This is a genomic window from Lentzea sp. NPDC020367 (genome assembly GCF_044387305.1).
Taxonomy (GTDB): Bacteria; Actinomycetota; Actinomycetes; order Mycobacteriales; family Pseudonocardiaceae; genus Lentzea.
The window spans coordinates 1,096,427-1,115,975 of the sequence record NZ_JBIRVV010000001.1 but is presented as its reverse complement, the minus strand read 5'-3'; the positions used below and the strand labels follow the sequence as shown (position 1 = coordinate 1,115,975).

Here is a 19,549-nt window from a genome sequence, read left to right as displayed (position 1 = left end):
CTCCTCTGGTTCGCGTTGTCAGGTGGTGCGCAGGCGGCGCAGGAACGGATCGATGTGCCGGGCGGGCGCGACGCGCACTCGTGCGTCGACGACCACGCATCCCTGGTCCGTCAGCACCAGGGGGTTGATGTCGAGCTCGACGACCTCGGGCAGGGCTCCTGCCAGTTCCGCGACTCGGAGCAGGACTTCGCGGACGGCGGCCTCGTCGGTGCCGGCGAGCACGTGGCCCGCGGTGCGGAAGCCGTGCAGCAGGTCGTCGGCGTCCGCTGTGGACAGTGGCGCGAGAGCCGCGGCGCGGTCGTCGAGCAAGTCGGTGTCCACGCCGCCGAGTCCGGTGACCACGAGTGGTCCGAACTTCTCGTCGGTGACCACGCCGACCAGCAGTTCCCGGCCGCTGGAGGCCATCGGCTGCACGAACACACCGCGCAACCGGTCGCCGAACCGCTCCTGGAACGCGCGGAAGGCTTCCGCCACACCGGCCGCGCCGGCGACTCCGAGCTCCACGCCTCCTCCCTTGCTCTTGTGCAGCAGGCCGTCGGCCACCGCCTTGAGCGCGACCGGAGCGTCGTAGGCCTGCTGGGCCGCCACCGCGTGCTCCGCGGTCGTCGTGAGCGTTCCGCCCAGCACCGGCAGGCCGAACGCGGTGAGCAGCGTCATCACCTCGTCCGGAGGCAGCCAGCCCTCCTTCTCGGCAACGAGCGCTTTCGCGGTGTCGAGGTCGATCCGGTTCAGGCGGGCGAATTCCCTCGGGCGAGTCAGCCAGTCCGCCCGCTCCACCAGCCGTGCGAGTGCGGCGGCGGCGCGAGCGGGTTCGGCGTAACAGGGCACGTCACCCGCGAGCCGTCCGGTCTGGCCGGTGCGCACCGCGAGCACGGGCTTGCCTTCGACGTTGTGCACACCGCCCGTGGGTTCACCGAGTGCGGTCGGCACCGTCACGGTGATCACGGAGTCGACCGCCGGGTCCGCGCCGACGAGGTCGAGGCAGCGGGCGAAGGTCTTCTCGTCGACGACCGCGGTGGTGTCGACCGGGTTCTGCACGCTGGCCGTGGGCGGGACGAGCTGCGCCAGCGCCTGGCGGGTCTCCTCGCCGAGCGTGGCCATCTGAAGGCCTTGGCGGACGCAGGCGTCCGCGGCCAGCACGCCGAGCCCGCCCGCGTTGCTGAGCACCGCGACCGACCGTCCACCGGGGAGCGGCTGCCAGCTCAGGGCCATCACGGCGTCGGTCAGCTCGGGCACGCTGCCGACCGCGATCACGCCCGCCTGCCGGAACAGCGCGTCCCTGGTGACCGACGGCGTCGCGGTCGAGGCGGTGTGCGAGGCGGCGGCACGCTGACCGGCTTCGCTGGTGGCGGCGCGAATGGCGAGCACCGGTTTGGTGGCGGCGACGCGGCGGGCGACGCGGGCGAACTTGCGCGGGTTGCCGAAGGACTCCAGGTACAGCGCGATGATCCGGGTGTCCTGGTCGTGCTCCCACCACATCAGCAGGTCGTTGCTGCTGATGTCGAGCTTGTCGCCGGTGGAGACGAGGTTCGACAGTCCGAGACCCAGCCGCCGCAGCTCTTCCTGCACGCCGATAGCGATGCCACCGGACTGGGTGATCAACCCGATGTGGCCGGGGAGCGTGCTGTGCGCCGCGAAGGTCGCGTTCATCCGCACGCCCGGCGAACTGGTCGACACACCAAGGCAGTTCGGGCCCACGAGCCGCATGCCGTGCGCGCGAACCGCGTTCAGCAGCTCTTCCGCGTCGACACCGGACGAGATGACGACCAGGGCCCGCACCCCGCGACGACCGCATTCCTCGGCGACGGCAGGAACGGCCTTCGCCGGCACGCACAGCACCGCCAGCTCCGGTGCCTCGGGCAGCTCGTTCACCGAGGTGTGGCAGTCGACGCCGGCCACGGACTTCGCGTGCGGGTTGACCGCGTACAGGTCGCCCGCGAAGTCACCCTCGGCGAGGTTGCGGAGGACCGCGTGACCCACCGAGTCCGGCGACCGGCCCGCTCCGATCACGGCGATCGAGGCGGGACGCAACACGTGCGTCAGACTCGCGACGTCGGCGCGCGACTCCCGTTCGCTCACCACGTCGAGGTAGTGGTCGCCGGGCTCGAGGACGAGCTCGACGTAGATGACCTCGCCATCGGGCACGATCGAGGTCACGAGACCCATGCTCGTGAACACGCGCAGCATCCGGCCGTTGATCGTGAGCACGTCGGCGGTGAACCGCCGCACGCCCCGGCTGCGCGCCAGCGACGCCAGGTGCTCCAGCAGCAGGGTGCCGACGCCGTGGACCTGCTCGGCGTGCGACACGACCAGCGCGACCTCCGCGAAGTCCGTCCGCCGCACCACCACGTAGCTCGCGGCCCCCAGCAGCCGGTCGTCGCGGTAGGCGCCGAGCACCACGTGGTGCGGGGAGTCCGGCGAGACCATCCGCTCGACGAAGTCCTCCAGCTGCCGCGGCGACGTGCTGAAGAACCTGAGGTACTGGTCCTCGATCGGCAGTCCGCGGTGCAGTTCGAGCAGCGCCGAGACGTCGTCCAGGCCCAGCTCGCGCACGGTGACGACCGAGCCGTCCGTCAGCAACGCCGCCGCGTTCACAGCAGTGGTCCAGGCGTCAGCGGTGCGGCCGCAGTGGCGAGCGCGTACTCCTTCTTGACCTTCGGCTCGCGGATCACGACGACCGGGCACGCGGCGTGGTGCACGCAGTAGGAGCTGACCGAACCGAGGACGGCCTCGACCACCGTGCTGTGCCCGCGGCTGCCGACCACCAGCAGTTCGGCGTCCTCCGACGCTCTGGTGAGCGCGTCCCTGGGGTCGCCCTCGACCAGGATCCGGCGGATCTCCACGCCCTCGAACCCCTGCACGGCACCGTCGAGTGCCTTCTGCGCCGAGTCCTTCATCGCCTGCGGCGACATCGCCATCAGCACCTCGGCGGGCACGGGGCCGATCATCCCGCCGTAGTCCGGGTGCCACGCCGTGATCACGTCGACCGGGCACCCGCGCCGACGAGCGTCCTCCACTGCCCACCGCAACGCCGACTGCGCGGCCGGTGATCCGTCAATGCCGACCACCACGGGCCGGGACTCGTTCTCGCTCATGTACTTCAGCCTCGCCGTCCGCACCGCGAGCGGTGAGTGCCCCGGGTCCCGCGCCGTCCGGGACCTTCGTCCCCGGCCTGCCAGGCCGTGCCCGGACCGACCGCGACCTGCTCTCCACTACTCAGCCCGCGTGAAGGCGTGCTGCCTCTACGCCAATGCTTGACCGCAGTGATCCGTCCGCGCCGCCGCCGGGATCTACCAGCCAGCCGCCCCTCTTCGCCTTCATCGCGTCCTCGGTTCGATCGATGTGATCGACGGTTCGCCACGCGCGTGCACGTCAGCGGTGCGGATGGGCTCGCCCGGCTCGTGACGTTGGCCCCTGCCGGCGCTCACTTCCAGGCCGCACGCTGGTTCCGAGCGATGGGAGCAGCCATGAGGACACCTGTGATCCTGGTCGGCGTCGACGGGTCGACCGAGTCGCGTGCGGCGTTGCGGTGGGCGATGGAGGAGGCAGCGCACCGCGGCGCGCGGGTGGAGGCGATGTTGGCCTACGAGAAGGAGCCGGTGGTCGTGCCGGCCGTGCCGATGGGGCTCAACCCGTACGGAGAGGTGCCGCGAAGGCATCCGGCGCGCGAACTCCACGACACCGTGCGGCAGGTGCGCGGCGCGATGCTCCACGCGCCGGACGTCGCCGAGTGCGTGGTCGTCGGCGACGCGGCCGAACACCTGGCGGAGGCGTCGAAACACGCCGCACTGCTGGTGATCGGCACGCGTGGCCGTGGGGCGGTTCGCGAGTTCCTCTCGCACGGCGTCGCCGCGAACTGCCTGCGCCAAGCCTGTTGTCCTGTCGTGGTCGTTCCCCCGGCGGCGGCCCGCTAGTCGGGTCGCACGATCGCCAACGGGCAAGGCGCGTTGTAGACGAGTGCCTGACTCGTCGAGCCGAGCAACATCCCGGTGAACCCGCCGTGCCCGTGGCTACCCACCACCACGAGCTGAGCCTCAGCCCCATAGCGCATCAGCGCCCGCACCGGCCGATCGCGCACGACCACCGGGTGCACCTGCACGTCCGGGTACTTCTCCTGCCACCCGGCGAGGCGTTGCGCCAGCAGCCTGCGCTCGTCGGCCTCCACCTGTCCCCAGTCCACAGTGAACCGTGAGGCGGTGTAAGCGCTCTCCACCATGAAGTCCTGCCAGCACATCACCACGGTGAGCTGCGCGTCGCGCATCGAGGCCGTCTCGAAGGCGAACGCGAGCGCGGCCTCGCTGGTCGGGAACCCGTCGACGCCGACGACCACCGGGCCGTCGGGAACGGCGGTGCCGCGGACCACGATGACCGGGCTCTTGCCGTGCGCTGCCAACGCCAGGGCGGTGGAGCCGACCAGCATGCCGGTCACCGTGCCAAGGCCCTGCGAACCGACCACGACCAGGCGCGCGGACTTCGACTCCTCGATCAGCAGCGCGGTGGAGCCGCAGCACACGATCTCCGTCGTCACCTCGACTTCCGGTGCCACCGCCCGTGCTGCCGCGGTGGCCTCCTCGAGTTTGTCGCGGCCCAGGTTCTCGATCGCCTGGCGGATCTCGTTGCCGGTGAGGATGACCTCGGGGTAGCCGCGGGTCGGCAACGCGTAGGCGTGCACGAGCCGCAGCGGCACCCGGTGGCGGGCGCATTCCCGCGCGGCCCAGGTGACGGCGGACAGCGCCGAGGCGGAGCCGTCGACGCCGGCCACGATCGGGGCGGATGGGGCTTTCATCGTCGTCCTCCAGTCAGAACGCGGGTGCGGAGCACGCCCGGCACCGCGTCGGCGAGTGCGACGAGGACCCGTTCGGTCTCCTCGTCGGTGGTGGCGGCGCCGATCACGGCTTCGCCGTCGTGGACCGTGACCGTCCACTTGCGACCGCTGCCGTACATGTCGAGCACCCGCTGGACTTCCGCGGCCACGGTCGTGTCGGCCCTGGCGAGCACTCGCACCAGGTCGCGGCGGGTGACGACGCCGATCACGGTCGAGCCGTCGACGATCGGGACGCACCGCCTGCGGTCGTCGATCATGACGCGGGCCAGCATCTCGGCGGGGGCGGCGGCGTCCATCGCCACGGCGGGGGTGGTCATCACGTCGGCGACCACGCCGCCGGTCTCCTCGAGGTAGCCACCGCGCACCAGGTCGGCCTCGGTGACAATGCCGACGAGACGCTTGTCGTCGTCGACGACGGGCAGCGCGGTGAACCCGTGCGAGACCATCAACGCGGCCGCGCCCTTGAGCGGGACGGCCGGCGTCACGGTGATCACCGGGCTGGTCATGATGTCGCGAGCACGCATGGCGGACTCCCTTCCGGCTTCAACGCTAGGAATCGGCGCGGCCCGCGGACGCGGTCGTTGGTCCCGTGCCGACCGGGCCCTTGGCACCGCCCGTGCGGACAGAGCGGACGTGCTCACCCGGATCGGGCACTTGGGCTCTCCGCACGACCGGTTCCACGGGAAGAGCCTGGACACGACAACGGAGGCGAAGATGATGAACTGGTACTACGGAACCGCGATGGGCTGGGGCGGGTTCCCGATGATGGCGCTGACCCTGCTGGTGTCCTGGGGCGGTCTGGTCGCGTTGGTGGTCGTCCTGCTGCGCCGATCGCCGCACACCGGTCCGGAGACCCGCGTGCTGGGGGAACGGCCGGCCAGGGGTGAGATCGACACCGAGGAGTTCGAGCGGGTGCGGAGCACACCGGCTTCCAGGTGACAGGGTCTTTGGTCCCTGTGTGCCGCGGGCCGGCTGAGAGATCGTGATCGCGGAACGATCGAAAGAAGGTGGTTGCGGTGGTGTCGCGAGTCTTCCTGGTGGACGACCACGAGATCGTCCGGGTCGGCATCAGGGAGCTGCTGAGCGCCTCCCCCGACCTGGAGGTCGTCGGGGAGGCGGCCTCGGTGACCGAGGCGCTCACGATGGTCCCGGCGACCAACCCCGACGTGGCGGTGCTGGACGTGCGGCTGCCCGACGGCAACGGCATCGAGCTGTGCCGGGAGCTGATGTCCCGGCTGCCGGACCTCAAATGCCTGATGCTGACGTCGTTCACCGACGACGAGGCGCTCTTCGACGCCATCATGGCCGGCGCGTCCGGGTTCGTCCTCAAGCGCATCCTCGGCACCGACCTCACGACCGCGGTGAAGACCGTCGCAGCAGGACAGTCGCTGCTGGACGCCCGATCGACCGCCGCGTTGCTGAACCGCATCCGCCGCGAGCGCGAGCAGGGCGACCCGGTCCGTGCGCTCACCGAGCAGGAGCGGACCGTGTTCGACTACATCGGCGACGGCCTGACGAACCGGCAGATCGCGGACAAGATGTTCCTCGCGGAGAAGACCGTGAAGAACTACGTCTCCCACCTGCTGGCCAAGCTCGGCCTCGAACGCCGCACCCAGGCCGCCGTGCTCGCCTCGCAGCTGCGCAAACCCACCCACGACAACGAGACCGGCTGAGGCCCTAGGTCGTGTCCTGCAAGTTCGTTCGGTGAGAGGCGCGGGCGAGAGACTCGGAGGCGGTGTCGCCGCAATGCCCTCATACCGGGCGTGTTCGGGCGTTGCGGCGGTGTCGTCTCCGGGTCCCTCGGCTGCCACTGTCGCCCAACGAACTTGCAGGACACGGCCTAGTCCAGGGGAACTCGCCACGTCACCCGCGTGCCACCACCGGGTTCCTCGCCGACGGTGAGCGTCCCGTTCAGCCCGGCCGCGCGCTGTTCGAGGTTGCGCAGTCCGCTCCGCGCGACTTCCAGCGGCATCCCCCGGCCGTTGTCGACCATGGTGATGACCAACGCGTCGCCCGCTTCGACGGTGAGCGTCAGTTCCGTGGCGTGTGCGTGGCGCAGTGCGTTGCTCACGGTCTCGCGAACGACTGCCTCGGAGTGCTCGCCGATGTAGTCGGGCACCAGGCTGTCGATCGTGCCCGACATGCGGATCGCCGGACTCAGCTCGGCGTCCTCGGTGATCTCGGCGACGATGTTGAGCAGGCGCCGCCGCAGGCCCGTGTCGCCGGAGTCCGCCTGCAGGTCGAAGATCGACGTGCGGATCTCCAGCACCGTCTGGTCCAGCTGGCTCACCGCCTTCGTCACCCGCCTGCGCGCCTCCGCGTGGGTCACCCAGGTCAACGCGCCCTGCAGGCTCATGCCGGTGGCGAACAGCCGCTGGATCACGTGGTCGTGCAGGTCGCGGGCGATCCGGTCGCGATCCTCCAGCACGTCGACCAGGCGCTTGGCGCTCTGGTTCGCGGCGAACTCGATCGCGACCACCGCCTGATCGGCGAACGACGCCAGCAACGGCATCAGGTCCGCACCGAACGGAGCGGCGTCCTTGTCCCGGACGGCGAGCAGGACACCGGTCACCGCGGCGCCGGCTCGCAGCGGCAGCACCACCGCGGCGCCCGTCTGCGCGGGCAGGTCGCCCAACTGGTCGTCGACCTCCTCGATCAACGCCGGTGCGGCCGTCTCGAGCACCTGCGCGAGCACCGGTGTGTCGGAGGAGAAGGCGTCAGGCACGGACTCGTTGCCCGCGTACGCCGCTTTGCGGAGCTCCTTCCCATCGCGCAGCAGCACCACCGCCCACGAGGCCGACGCCAGCTCCACGGTGCGTTGCGCGATCAACCGCAACGCGTCATCAGCCGTCGCGCCGGCGAGGAGCTGAGCGTTGATCTCCGCGGTCGCCTCCAGCCACCGCTCGCGCGTCCGCGAGCGTTCGAACAGGCGGGCGTTCTCCACCGCGACGCCGGCCGCCGCCGCCAGTGCTTCCAGCACGACCTCGTCGTCCGCGGTGAAGTCGCCGCCGCCGATCTTCTCGGTCATGTACAGGTTCCCGAAAACCTCGTCCCGCACCCGCAGCGGAGCGCCGAGGAAGCTGTGCATCGGCGGGTGGTTGGCCGGGAAGCCGACCGACGCCACGTGCGCGGACAGGTCGTGCAACCGGATCGACCTCGGGTCCTTGATCAGCAACCCGAGCAGGCCCTTGCCCTCGGGCAGGTGACCCATGTGCGCGCGGGTCTCGGGGGCGATGCCGACGTAGACGAACTGCGACAGGTTGTGCCGCGAACCGAGCACACCCAGCGCCCCGTAACGAGCGCCCACGAGCTTCACGGCCGCCTGCACGATCCGCTGCAGCGTCGAGTCCAGCTCCAGCCCGGCACCGACCGCCAGCACCGCGTCGAGCAGGCTCTGCATCTTGTCCCTGGTGGACCCGATCTCGGCGAGCCGGTCGCGCATCTCGTCGAGCAGATCGTCCAGGCGCAGCCCGCCGAGCAGGCTGCGTGGCGGCGGGTCCTGAGAGTCGACCATGGATCAAGCCTTTCACGGGGTCGCGGCAACACCAAGCAGTCCCGGCGAGGTCGGGACCTTCGACGGTGGGACCACCCGGCGGTTGCGCAGAAGGTGGAGCGAACAGGAGTTCCACCGGCAACACGACGGGGTGAAGGACATGGCCGAGGTGACCGCGGCGCTGGGACTGGGGCCCGAGCAGGTCGAGCGGGTGCTGAAGGCGGCCTCGCTCGCGCCGTCGGTGCACAACACCCAGCCCTGGCGCTTCCGCGTCCGGCCCGATCGCATCGAACTGCACCCGGACACCTCCCGCAGGCTGGCGGCGACCGATCCCGAGGACCGCGAGCTGCGCCTGTCGTGCGGCGCGGCGCTGTACAACGTGCGGCTGGCGTTGCAGGACATGGGAGTGCGTCCGCTCGTGACGATGCTGCCCGGTCAGGACGCGCCCGGCGCGCTCGCGATCGTGCGCAAGGGCGGCACGATCAAGCCCGACGGCGAGAACAGGGCGCTGCTCGACGCCGTGCCCCACCGGCGCACCAACCGCCATCCGTTCCACGAGGCTCGCGTCGACTCTCGTCAGCGTCACTCCCTGGTGCGGGCGGCCGAGCTGGAACGCTCGTGGCTGCACGTGGTCACGACCCCCGAGGGCCGGGCCCAGCTCAAGCGACTCGTCCAGCGGGCGCACCAGATCCAGCTGGGCGACGGGGACGTGCAGGCGGAGCTGGCCGCCTTCACCGGCCACCGCCCGGACGCGGCCGACGGCGTGCCACCCGCGTCGGCGGGGATCCTGCCGGCGCCACAGGACGAGTGGACTTTCCGCGACTTCCGCGGCCCCGAACGCCACCCCGGCAAGGACTACGAGTCCGACCCGCTCGTGGTGGTGCTCTGCTCGTTCTACGACGGTCCGCTCGGCGAACTGCAGGCAGGCCAGGCACTGCAACGCGTGCTGCTCACCGCGACCACGCACGGGCTGTCCGCGTCGTTCCTGTCCCAGCCGGTCGAGGTCCGGCCCGTCCGCGAGGAACTGCGGCGCTCACTCGGCGGGATGCTCGTCCCGCAGACGGTGCTGCGCCTGGGGTTCAGCACGCCGGTCCCCGCCACGCCGCGACGCCGCGTGGCCGAACTCCTGATGGACGCCAAGGATCGCGCCGGGTGCTAGGCCACCCCGATGCCCTGTCCGGATCACCACGTGGAAGTCCCCCGAACGAGGAGCGCGAGATGTCGAACGCCGACCTGGAGCTCGTCGACGCGTACTGGCGAGCCGCCAACTACCTGTCGGCCGGCCAGATCTACCTGATGGACAACGCACTGCTGACCGAACCCCTGGCACCGGAACACATCAAGCCGCGGCTGCTGGGCCACTGGGGCACCACGCCGGGCCTGAACTTCCTCTACGCGCACCTCAACCGGATCATCCGGGAGCGCGACCTCGACATGATGTTCGTGACCGGCCCCGGCCACGGCGGCCCCGCGTTGCTGGCCAACACGTGGCTGGAGGGCACCTACAGCGAGACGTACCCGGACGTGCCGCGCGACGCCGTGGGCATGCGAAGGCTCTTCCGGCAGTTCTCCTTCCCCGGCGGAGTCCCCAGCCACGTCGCGCCCGAGGTGCCCGGCTCCATCCACGAGGGCGGCGAGCTGGGCTACTCGCTCGCGCACGCGTTCGGCGCGGCGTTCGACAACCCCGGTCTGATCGTGGCGTGCGTGGTCGGTGACGGCGAGGCCGAGACCGGGCCCCTCGCGGCCAGCTGGCACGCCGGCAAGTTCCTCAACCCCCAGCGCGACGGTGCGGTGCTGCCGATCCTGCACCTCAACGGGTACAAGATCGCCAACCCCAGCCTGCTCTCCCGCATCCCGCACGACGAGCTCGACGCGTTGCTGCGCGGATACGGCTACACGCCGTTCTACGTCCAGGGCAGCGACCCCGAGGTGATGCACGCCCGCATGGCGGAAGTGCTCGACCAGGTCGTCGACGAGATCCACCGCGTCAAGGCCTCGGACGACCGGCCGCGCTGGCCGATGATCGTGCTGCGCAGCCCCAAGGGCTGGACCGGCCCGTCCGAAGTGGATGGAGTGCCGGTCGAGAACACCTGGCGGGCACACCAGGTTCCGCTGGCGGGTGTGCGGGACGACCCGGACCACCTGCGACAGCTGGAAGCCTGGCTGCAGAGCTACCGGCCGGCCGAACTCTTCGACGACAACGGAGCGCCGCGACCGGAACTCGACACCCTGGTGCCCACCGGCGATCACCGGATGGGCGCGACCCCGCACGCCAACGGCGGACTGTTGTTGCGCGAACTGAAGATGCCGGGCATCCGCGCGCACGCGGCCGAAGTCGTCAAGCACGGCACCACGCACTCCGAACCGACCAGAGTCCTCGGCCGGATGCTGCGCGACATCATCACGCTCAACGCCGACGCCCGCTCGTTCCGGATCTTCGGGCCGGACGAGACCGCGTCCAACCGGCTCGACGCCGTGTACGAGGTGACCGGAAAGCAGTGGCAGGCAGAGACTCTGCCGGTCGACGAGCACCTGGCGCACGACGGCCGGGTGATCGAGGTGCTGTCGGAGCACCTGTGCCAGGGCATGCTGGAGGGCTACCTGCTCACCGGCAGGCACGGCCTCTTCAACTGCTACGAGGCCTTCATCCACATCATCGACTCGATGTTCAACCAGCACGCCAAGTGGCTCAAGACGCACAAGAAGCTGGACTGGCGCAGGCCCGTGGCCTCGTTGAACTACCTGCTCAGCTCACACGTCTGGCGTCAGGACCACAACGGCTTCTCCCACCAGGACCCCGGCTTCATCGACCACGTCATGAACAAGAAGGCCGAGGTCGTCCGCGTCTACCTGCCACCGGACACCAACACCCTGCTCGCGGTCGCGGACCACTGCCTGCGCAGCAAGGACTACGTCAACGTCATCGTGGCCGGCAAGAACGAGACACCGGACTGGCTCGACGTCGACGAGGCGATCCTGCACTGCGCCCGCGGCGCGGGAATCTGGGAGTGGGCGAGCAACGACGACAGCATCGAGGAACCGGACGTCGTGCTGGCGTGTGCCGGCGACGCCCCCACCGTCGAGGTGCTCGCCGCCACCAAGCTCCTGCGCGAACACCTGCCGTCACTGCGAATCCGGGTCGTGAACGTCGTGGACCTGATGCGCCTGCAACCCGACACCGAGCACCCGCACGGCATGCCGGACCGCGAGTTCGACGCGCTGTTCACGGCGGATCGGCCAGTGATCTTCGCCTACCACGGCTACCCGTGGCTGATCCACCGCCTGACCTACCGCCGCACCAACCACCACAACCTGCACGTGCGCGGCTACAAAGAAGAAGGGACCACGACGACACCGTTCGACATGCTGGTGCTCAACGACATGGACCGCTACCGCCTCGTCATCGACGTGATCGACCGCGTGCCCGGCCTCGGTCCCAAAGCGGCCCGGCTGCGCCAGCACGTGCAGGACCAGCGCACCCGCCACCACAACTGGATCCGCGAGCATGGCGAGGACATGCCCGAGGTCCGCGACTGGACCTGGGCCTGACGGTCCTCAACGAGTGCTGACCGCCTCGTCGAGGAAGCCGCCGGACTGGTGCCGCCACAGCTTCGCGTACATCCCCTCGGCGTCGAGCAGTTCCGCGTGGGTGCCCTGTTCGACGATCCGGCCCCGGTCGAGCACGATCAGCCGGTCCATCCGCACGACCGTGCTCAGCCGGTGTGCCACGACGATCGCGGTGCGGCCCTCCATGAGCCGCCACAGCGCCTCCTGGACCAGCACCTCGCTCTCCGAGTCCAGCGCGCTGGTCGCCTCGTCCAGCAGCAGGATCGGCGCGTCGCGCAGGATGGCGCGGGCCAGCGCGACCCGTTGCCGCTGTCCGCCCGACAGTTTGATGCCGCGTTCGCCGACCATCGTGTCGAACCCGTCGGGCAGCGCGTCCACGAACTCCGTCACGTGCGCGGCCTGCGCGGCGCGGTGGATCTCGGCGTCGGTCGCGCCTGGCCGTGCGAACGCGATGTTCTCGCGCAGCGTCCGGTGGAACATGGCCGGGTCCTGGGGCACGTACCCGATCAGGCCGCGCAGGTCGGCCTGACTCAGGCGGGCGATGTCCTGGCCGCCGATGAGGACGCGGCCCCGATCGACGTCCATCAGCCGCAGGAGCAGCCGGGTGAGCGTGGTCTTGCCGCCGCCGGAGCGGCCGACGAGCCCTATCCGCGTGCCCGCGGGGATGTCCAGGTCGAGCCCGTCGAACAGCGGCTCGGCGCCGCCGTGCGTGAACACGACGTTCTCGAACCGGACCTGGGAGTCCTTCACGCGCAACGGTTCCGGGTGCGACAGGTCGAGCACGGTCGGCGGGTCGAGCAGCAGTTCGGTGAACTGGGCCGCCTCGGTGAGCGCGCTCTCCACCTGCCGGTAGATCTGGTTGAACTCGAACATGATCCGCGTCGCGTTCCCGAAGTAGGCGAACGTCACCACGATCGCCTCCACGCCGAGCCCGTCGCTGACCCCGATCGCGACCACGAGGCCGAGCACGTTGGTGAGCACGGACAGCGGCGCGATCACGGTGTCGATGCGCAGGTTGTTGTAGTCCCACGACCGCAGTGCCAGCGTTCGCTGCTTGGCGGCACGGGTCCGGTGTTCCGCGCCCTCGCGCCGCTCGGCGGCGAACGCCCGCACCGTCTCCATGTTCGTGAGCGTGTCCGAGACGTGCCCGGACACCTGGGCGATGGCGGCCTCGCGCTGGTCGACCAGCCGCTGGCGGTGGCGGATGAGCGGCGCGACCACACATCCCGTGACCAGGATCAGGCCGACCAGCACCGCGACGAGCATCGGGTGGTAGCTCCAGAGCACGACGCTCGCGAAGCCCAGCGGGATGAGGTTGGCGAAGATCTTGAACGCCAGCGAGTCCACGAAGTCCTCGAAGCGGAACGCGAAGCCCAGCACCCGTTTGGTGAGCGACCCGGCGAAGTTGTCGTGGAAGAACGCCGCGTCCTTCCCCAGCAGTTCGTCCATCGCGAGGGCGGACAGGTTCTCGATCCCGCGGCCGTCCACGCGGTTGAGGCAGTGCAGGCCGATGCGCCACAACAGTTCCGAGAGCAGCATGAAACCGCCGAAGGCCAGCACGTACGGCAGGACGGCTGCGATGCTCGTGCCGCCACCACCCGCAAGCCTTCCCACGAGCCCACCCACCGCCAACGGCGCGAGATAGAGCGCGCACGTGACGCCCAGGGCGGGGAACACGAGTGCGCACACGGACATGAATCCGTGGCGCCGCAGTTCTTTTCCGTACAGCCGCAGTGCGAGCGGCACCGCGTTCTTGCGGACAGGCCTTTCCGATCCTGGCACGACCATCCCACCCCCCTCCGGACACGTCGGCTTCCTCATGCTCCCGCAGAGGACCGGGTCGCAGCGATCGAATATCACCGCCTGGACGCGGGCCGGCCGATGTGCGTGCGAGGCTCGGGGCCGCCTCGGCGATGAGTTTCGCCGCTGGCTCCAGTCCGTCTTCCCATGGACCCGATCTCACGACTCTCGAGCAGAGCGACGACCACGTGCAGGAGGCAAGCGTGAGGCTTCTTCTCACGTCCGCAGGAGTCACGAACCCGAGCATCCGCGACGCGCTGGTCGACCTGCTCGGCAGGCCGATCGCGGACTCCAGTGCGCTGTGCATCCCCACTGCGACGTACGGCAGCCCCTGGGGCGGGCCGGCCTCGGCCTGGCGCTTCATCACCGGCGACACGCCACTACCGATGTGCGACCTGGGGTGGAAGTCGCTGGGCGTCCTGGAACTGACGGCGTTGCCCAGCGTCGGCGAAGACCGGTGGGTCTCCTGGGTGCGGGAGGCCGACGTCCTGCTGGTGGCCGGCGGCGACGCGATGTACCTGTGCCACTGGATGCGGCAGTCCGGGCTGGCGGACCTCCTGCCTTCGCTGCGGGACACCGTCTGGGTGGGGCTCAGCGCCGGGAGCATGGTGATGACCCCCCGAGTCGGTGACGAGTTCGTCGACTGGACGTCACCCGGTGGGGGCGACAGCACCCTCGGGATCGTCGATTTCTCGATCTTCCCGCACCTGGGTCTCGAGCCGGACAACACCATGGCCTGTGCCGAGAGATGGGCCGCCGAGATCGCGGGTCCGGCGTACGCGATCGACGACCAGACGGCCATCAAGGTGACCGGCGGCACCGTCGAGGTCGTCTCCGAGGGGCACTGGAGGTCGTTCCCCTCGTAGCCGCGGAGGACTCGTTCGAGGCTGACGCCGGGCTGGTTGGATGACGCCGTGCACTACAACGAGGTGGAACAGGCCGTCCGCGAACTGGTCACAGCCGCCGGCGACGAGCAGCGCCACCGGTTCGGCGCGGAGACCGTGGTCCTGCTGACCACGGGCGACGACCTCACGGACGCGGCGGGCGCCGAGTTCGACGACGACGCCCGGCAGGCGTTCGAACAGGCGCGCACGGATCCGGCGGGCAGCACGCCCGACCGGCTCCGGGCGTGGCTGGACACGATCGACGAGGGCACGCTGTCCGACGGCGACATGGACCCGCAGGTGCTCTGGGCGCTGGAGGCCCTGGAGCACTGGACCGGCTTCCTCGTCGACCACGACCCCGAGTTCGTCGTGCAACTGGCGATCCGGTCGCTGGAAGCGGTCGACTACGAGGTCTCCGCGCGCCTGGACGACTTCCTCGCGTCCCCGCAGATGTCGGCCGAGTTCGACCGGATCGGCAGGCACCTGGGCCGGCCGAGCAGGTCCTGAGAGCGTTCAAGAGCGGTTTGCGACGGCCTCAGACCGGCGTCGTCGCGAGATCCTTCTGCCGGGTGTCGGCCGCGTAGTGGGCGACGGCGATCGCTCCGACGATCGCCAGGACGAACCCGATGGCCGCGGCGGTCACGTATCCCTCGCGGACGTGGTCGTCGAGGTAGATCAGTCCGACGAAGGACGACAGCGCCGTGTTGGTGGTGAACATGATCGCGGTGACCCCGGTCGGGCCACCCTTCTGCAGCGCCATGGCGAACAGCACCGCCGCGATGAGTCCGTTGACGACGATGGACCAGGCCGCCGGTTCCAGGACGAGTCGCCACGCGGTGTCCGGCAGCTCGAGCGTCCGTGCCGAGATGCCGACGACGCTGTAGGCGATACCGGCGCCGAAGGCCAGTGCCACCGACGCCCAGACGTGCTTGTGGCGCCGGGCGTAGATGGCGATCACCGCCACCGGGATCGCCGCGGCCACGAGGATCCAGCGCCATTGCGTCGGCAGCGTCTGCGCGGGGCCCGGCTCCGCGGACACGCCCAGCAGCACCAGGCCCATCGCGCCGACGGCCAGCGCGACCCATCCCTGCGCACGCAGGCGGGAGCCCATGAAGGCGCTGATCGTGGCGGTCACGCCGACGCTGAACGCGAGCATCGACTGGACGAGGAACAACGGGAGCCGATGCAACGCCGCGGCGGCGGCGGCGAACCCCAGCATGTCGACCCCGAGGCCGAGGAAGTACAGCCACTGACGCCGGAGAGCGATGAGGTCGAGGGACCTTCCGCCGTACGCGCCGGCACGCCGGACACCCATCGACTCCAGGATCGAGCCACTGCCTGACGCCAGGGTCGCCAGCACAGCGAGGACGTAACCCAGTGCCATTCGTCCATTGTGTCAGGTGGTGTCCGTGGCGCTTTCAACGTCCCCGTCGAGGACGGCTGACCCAGCACCTCACCAGCGTCGACAAGGCCGTCCCTGCCGCCGTCACGACCCGCTCGGGTGCTCCTGACGGCGGCGGGCGGCCGGCTGCAGTGACGGGCTGGCCCAGCCGTTGTCGGCGGGGTTGAGGGTGACGCCGGGTGCCACGATCTGGTCGATCCTGTCCAGGACGTCGTCGGGCAGCGTGACGTCGGCCGCGGCGAGCTGCGACTCCAGGTGGTCCAGGGTGCGCGGGCCGATGATCGCGCTCGTGATGGCCGGGTGGCGCAGGACGAAGGCGATCGCCATCTGGATCAGGCTGATGCCCGCCTCGTCGGCGAGCCGGGCCAGCCCGGCGGCGGCGTCGAGCTTGCGCTGGTTCTCGGGCAGCGCCAGGTCGAACCGGTTCGCCAGCCGCTTGCGGGCCGGTGACGTCGGGCCGGTCTGGTCGTCTTCGCGGTATCGGCCGGTGAGCCAGCCGCCGGCGAGCGGGCTGTAGGACAGCACGCCCATGCCGTAGCGCTGGCAGACGGGTAGCACCTCGTTCTCGATGCCGCGGGTGAGGATCGAGTAGGTGGGCTGCTCGGTGACGAACCGCTCGCGGCCGCGGTCACGGGCGGTGTGCTGCGCCTCGACGATCGTGGACGCCGGGAACGTGGAGTGTCCGAAGTAGAGGATCTTGCCCGCGCGGACCAGGTCGGTGAGGGCGCCCAGGGTCTCGTCCAGGTCGACCGACGGGTCCCAGCGGTGCATCTGGTAGAGGTCGATGTGGTCGACGTCCAGGCGCCGCAACGAGTTCTCGACCGCGGTCGTGATCCAGCGGCGGGACGCGCCGCGGTGGTTGGGGTCGTCGTCCATGGGCATGAAGAACTTCGTGGCGAGCACGATGTCGTCGCGGCGGCCCTTGAGGGCTTTGCCGACGATGACCTCGGATTCGCCCTGCGAGTAGACGTCGGCGGTGTCGACGAACGTGATGCCGGCGTCCAACGCCCGGTGGATGGTCTTGATGCTCTCGTCGTGGTCCTTGGTGCCCCAGTCACCGAACATCATGGTGCCCAGGCACAGGGTGCTGACCGAGACGCCCGTGCGTCCCAGCGGTCGCTGCTCCACAGATCTGTCCTTTCTGGATTCTCAGCGCGGGAGGAGGCGGATGGTCACCGGGATCGCCTCGGCGCCGACGACGGTGCCGACGATGGCGGGCCCGTAGCGGTCGTACTTGGCGTGATAGGCCTCGTCGACGCCGGCGTGCACGTCCGGGGCCGCGTCGGCGAAGGTGACGTCGCGCTCAACTCCGCCTGCCCGGACGCGTCCGGCTCCCGCCGCCGTGGCGTTGCGGTACCAGGGGTTGTCCGGGCCGTGGGCGCTGCGCACGTAGAGGTCGTCACCGGCGCGGACGACCCACATGGTCACGTACGGCCGCAGCGTGTCGTCCTTGCGCAGTGAGGCGAGCTGCAGTTCTTCGGCGGCGCCGATCTTGTCGAGTTCTTCCGAGGTCCAGGTGGTCATGGCTGGATGAGGACCTTCAGCGCGGTGCGGTCGGCCATCGCCTGGTAGCCGGAGGCGACGTCGTCGAGCGCGACGGTGCGGTCGAAGACGCGGCCGGGTTCGATCCGGCCGTCGAGGATGTCGGGCAGGAGCTCCTCGATGTAGGCGCGCGCGGGTGCGACCCCGCCGGTGAGGGTGATGTTGCGGAAGAACACGCCGAAGTCCGCGGGCACGTCCGGGTACTGCGGCACGCCGACGCGGCTGACGGTGCCGCCGTTGCGCACGATGCCGAACGCGGTCTCGATCGCGGGCTTGAGGCCCACGCACTCCAGCACCACGTGGGTGCCGTCGCCGCCGGTGAGCTCCCGGACCCGTTCGACGCCTTCCTGACCGCGTTCGGCGACGACGTCGGTGGCGCCGAAGTCGCGGCCGAGATCGGTGCGGTCGGTGTGGCGGCCCATCAGGATGATCTGCTCAGCACCGAGGCGCTTGGCCGCCAGCACGGCGGACAGTCCGACGGCTCCGTCCCCGATCACCGTGACGGTGGTGCGGGGGTTCACGCCGGCGGTGACGGCGCAGTGGTGGCCGGTCGGGAACACGTCCGACAACGTGAGCAGTGAAGGCAGCAGGGCGGAGTCCTCACCGACAGGCAGCTTGACCAGCGTGCCCGCGGCCTGCGGCACGCGCACGGCCTCGCCCTGGCCGCCGTCGACACCCGGAGCGCCCCATCCCCCGCCGTGCCGGCAGGAGGTCTGCAGGCCCTCGCGGCAGAAGTCGCAGGTGTTGTCCGCCCACACGAACGGCGCCACCACCACGTCGCCCGCCTTCAGGCCGGTGACGTCGGAGCCGGTCTCCTCGACGACACCGAGGAACTCGTGGCCGATCCGGTCGCCGTGCTCCTGTGCCGGCTTGGCCTGATACGGCCACAGGTCGCTGCCGCACACGCAGGAACGGAGCACGCGCACGATCGCGTCAGTGGGTTCGTGCAGCTTCGGATCCGGCACGGTCTCCACTCGCACGTCGCCGGCACCGTAGATCAACGTCGCCTTCATGAGCCTCTTCCTGTCGTGGTCGGTCGGCCGCTCTCGGGCGGCTTCCCTGGTCTGTTTCGATCAAACGCCGACGGCCGGGCGCGCGGCAGTGCCTGCCTTCACCGGTACCGGCAGAACCCCTCAGGAGGTGGTCTCGACGTCCTGGGTGGCGGCCCAGCTCGCGAGCATCCGGAGACCGTCCGCGTCCGGGGTGCCCGCCGCCGCGGTGTAGACGTTGAGGGTCAGGCCTGGCTCGGAGGGCAGTTCCATCGACTCGAAGCTCAGGTCGAGCTGCCCGACGACCGGGTGGCGCAGCCGCTTCTGGCCACTGCGGTGGTACTGCACGTCGTGCGACGCCCAGCGCGAGCGGAAGACGTCGCTGCGGGTCGACAGCTCACCGACCAGCTCGATCAGCTTGCGGTCGTGCGGGTTGCGCCCGGCCTCCAGCCGCAGCATCGCGGCGGCGTCGTTGGCGACGCGGTCCCAGTCGACGAAGAACTCCCGCGCGGCCGGGTCGAGGTAGACGAACCGCGTCGTGTTGGCCGGACGGCGTGGATCCGCCAGCACCGGGGCGTAGAGAGCCCGGCCCAGGCGGTTCGTCGCCACGATGTCGTGCCGGCCGTTGCGCACCCAGGCAGGGGCGTCGGTGATCGCGTCCAGCACCTGCTGCACGACGGGACGCACCGTCGTCGGAGGCGTGCGGCGGCGGCGCTCGCCCGGTTCCGCCGCCTTGGCCAGTGCGAAGAGGTGCTCGCGTTCTGCCTCGTCGAACTGCAGCGCGCGGGCCACTCCGTCCAGCACGCCGTCCGACGCGCCGGAGAGGTTCCCGCGTTCCATGCGCACGTAGTAGTCGATGGACACCCCGGCGAGCATCGCCACCTCTTCGCGGCGCAGCCCCGTGACCCGCCGGTTGCCGCCGTACGCGGGCAGCCCGGCCTGCTCGGGCGTGATGCGCGCCCGCCGCGAGCGGAGGAACTCGCGGACCTCGGCGCGGTGGTCGATCTGGCCCATAACCCCAGCGTAGGCGCCCTGCCGGAAAGAGGG

The 19,549-nt window shown here is 70.3% G+C and carries 18 protein-coding genes; 7 read left to right on the top strand and 11 right to left on the bottom strand.

The genetic code is table 11. The features are described 5' to 3' along the window. Nucleotides 1-18: 18 nt before the first annotated feature. Both ACH413_RS04970 and ACH413_RS04965 read right to left on the bottom strand, forming a co-directional pair. A complete protein-coding gene (locus ACH413_RS04970; RefSeq protein WP_360036113.1) occupies nucleotides 19-2,595 on the bottom strand; it encodes a GNAT family N-acetyltransferase in 2,577 nt (858 codons plus the stop codon). Then, a complete protein-coding gene (locus ACH413_RS04965) occupies nucleotides 2,592-3,095 on the bottom strand; it encodes a universal stress protein (RefSeq protein ID WP_360036110.1) in 504 nt (167 codons plus the stop codon). The genes ACH413_RS04970 and ACH413_RS04965 overlap by 4 nt, the downstream gene beginning before the upstream one ends. Nucleotides 3,096-3,467: 372 nt before the next feature. Between ACH413_RS04965 and ACH413_RS04960 the strand changes: the two genes are divergently transcribed. After that, on the top strand, nucleotides 3,468-3,914 hold the full coding sequence (locus ACH413_RS04960; protein ID WP_360036108.1) for a universal stress protein: 447 nt from the start codon (nucleotides 3,468-3,470) through the stop codon (nucleotides 3,912-3,914). Here the strand turns inward: ACH413_RS04960 and ACH413_RS04955 are convergent. After that, nucleotides 3,911-4,786, bottom strand: a complete 876-nt coding sequence (locus ACH413_RS04955; RefSeq protein ID WP_360036105.1) for a universal stress protein — start codon at nucleotides 4,784-4,786, stop codon at nucleotides 3,911-3,913. The genes ACH413_RS04960 and ACH413_RS04955 overlap by 4 nt on opposite strands. Beyond that, nucleotides 4,783-5,349, bottom strand: coding sequence for a CBS domain-containing protein (locus tag ACH413_RS04950; protein WP_360036102.1), 567 nt, complete (start codon nucleotides 5,347-5,349; stop codon nucleotides 4,783-4,785). The genes ACH413_RS04955 and ACH413_RS04950 overlap by 4 nt, the downstream gene beginning before the upstream one ends. A 109-nt stretch (nucleotides 5,350-5,458) precedes the next feature. On the opposite strand from ACH413_RS04950, the gene ACH413_RS04945 reads away from it, so the two are divergent. Further along, on the top strand, nucleotides 5,459-5,764 hold the full coding sequence (locus ACH413_RS04945; RefSeq protein ID WP_360036099.1) for a hypothetical protein: 306 nt from the start codon (nucleotides 5,459-5,461) through the stop codon (nucleotides 5,762-5,764). 77 nt (nucleotides 5,765-5,841) lie between these two features. Beyond that, entirely contained in the window at nucleotides 5,842-6,498 is a 657-nt protein-coding gene (locus tag ACH413_RS04940) for a response regulator transcription factor (protein ID WP_360036096.1), read from the top strand. Nucleotides 6,499-6,665: 167 nt separating this feature from the next. Here ACH413_RS04940 and ACH413_RS04935 read toward each other — a convergent pair whose 3' ends face one another. Beyond that, on the bottom strand, nucleotides 6,666-8,339 hold the full coding sequence (locus ACH413_RS04935; protein ID WP_360036093.1) for a GAF domain-containing protein: 1,674 nt from the start codon (nucleotides 8,337-8,339) through the stop codon (nucleotides 6,666-6,668). A 139-nt stretch (nucleotides 8,340-8,478) separates the two neighbouring features. Between ACH413_RS04935 and ACH413_RS04930 the strand changes: the two genes are divergently transcribed. Further along, nucleotides 8,479-9,477, top strand: coding sequence for an Acg family FMN-binding oxidoreductase (locus ACH413_RS04930; protein ID WP_360036090.1), 999 nt, complete (start codon nucleotides 8,479-8,481; stop codon nucleotides 9,475-9,477). Between the two features lie 14 nt (nucleotides 9,478-9,491). Next, complete coding sequence (locus ACH413_RS04925; RefSeq protein WP_396424912.1) at nucleotides 9,492-11,867, top strand: phosphoketolase; 2,376 nt, start codon at nucleotides 9,492-9,494, stop codon at nucleotides 11,865-11,867. 6 nt (nucleotides 11,868-11,873) lie between these two features. Here the strand turns inward: ACH413_RS04925 and ACH413_RS04920 are convergent, their stop codons facing one another. Then, a complete protein-coding gene (locus ACH413_RS04920; RefSeq protein WP_360042491.1) occupies nucleotides 11,874-13,673 on the bottom strand; it encodes an ABC transporter ATP-binding protein in 1,800 nt (599 codons plus the stop codon). Between the two features lie 215 nt (nucleotides 13,674-13,888). On the opposite strand from ACH413_RS04920, the gene ACH413_RS04915 reads away from it, so the two are divergent. Next, nucleotides 13,889-14,551, top strand: coding sequence for a Type 1 glutamine amidotransferase-like domain-containing protein (locus tag ACH413_RS04915; protein WP_360042494.1), 663 nt, complete (start codon nucleotides 13,889-13,891; stop codon nucleotides 14,549-14,551). 48 nt (nucleotides 14,552-14,599) lie between these two features. After that, nucleotides 14,600-15,076 carry a hypothetical protein gene (locus ACH413_RS04910; protein ID WP_360042496.1) on the top strand — a complete coding sequence of 159 codons (477 nt, stop codon included), beginning with the start codon at nucleotides 14,600-14,602 and terminating at the stop codon, nucleotides 15,074-15,076. A 28-nt stretch (nucleotides 15,077-15,104) separates the two neighbouring features. Here the strand turns inward: ACH413_RS04910 and ACH413_RS04905 are convergent, their stop codons facing one another. From ACH413_RS04905 to ACH413_RS04885, 5 genes are all read right to left on the bottom strand, one after another. After that, nucleotides 15,105-15,953, bottom strand: a complete 849-nt coding sequence (locus tag ACH413_RS04905) for a hypothetical protein (RefSeq protein ID WP_360042499.1) — start codon at nucleotides 15,951-15,953, stop codon at nucleotides 15,105-15,107. A gap of 102 nt (nucleotides 15,954-16,055) precedes the next feature. Further along, a complete protein-coding gene (locus ACH413_RS04900) occupies nucleotides 16,056-17,099 on the bottom strand; it encodes an aldo/keto reductase (protein ID WP_360042502.1) in 1,044 nt (347 codons plus the stop codon). Nucleotides 17,100-17,120: 21 nt separating this feature from the next. Continuing rightward, a complete protein-coding gene (locus tag ACH413_RS04895) occupies nucleotides 17,121-17,495 on the bottom strand; it encodes a DUF2255 family protein (protein WP_360042505.1) in 375 nt (124 codons plus the stop codon). Then, nucleotides 17,492-18,526, bottom strand: coding sequence for a zinc-dependent alcohol dehydrogenase family protein (locus ACH413_RS04890; RefSeq protein ID WP_360042508.1), 1,035 nt, complete (start codon nucleotides 18,524-18,526; stop codon nucleotides 17,492-17,494). Before ACH413_RS04890 ends, ACH413_RS04895 begins: the two co-directional genes overlap by 4 nt. A 120-nt stretch (nucleotides 18,527-18,646) precedes the next feature. Further along, nucleotides 18,647-19,516 (bottom strand): helix-turn-helix transcriptional regulator, encoded by an 870-nt coding sequence (locus tag ACH413_RS04885; RefSeq protein WP_360042511.1) that lies wholly within the window; start codon nucleotides 19,514-19,516, stop codon nucleotides 18,647-18,649. Nucleotides 19,517-19,549 lie beyond the last annotated feature (33 nt).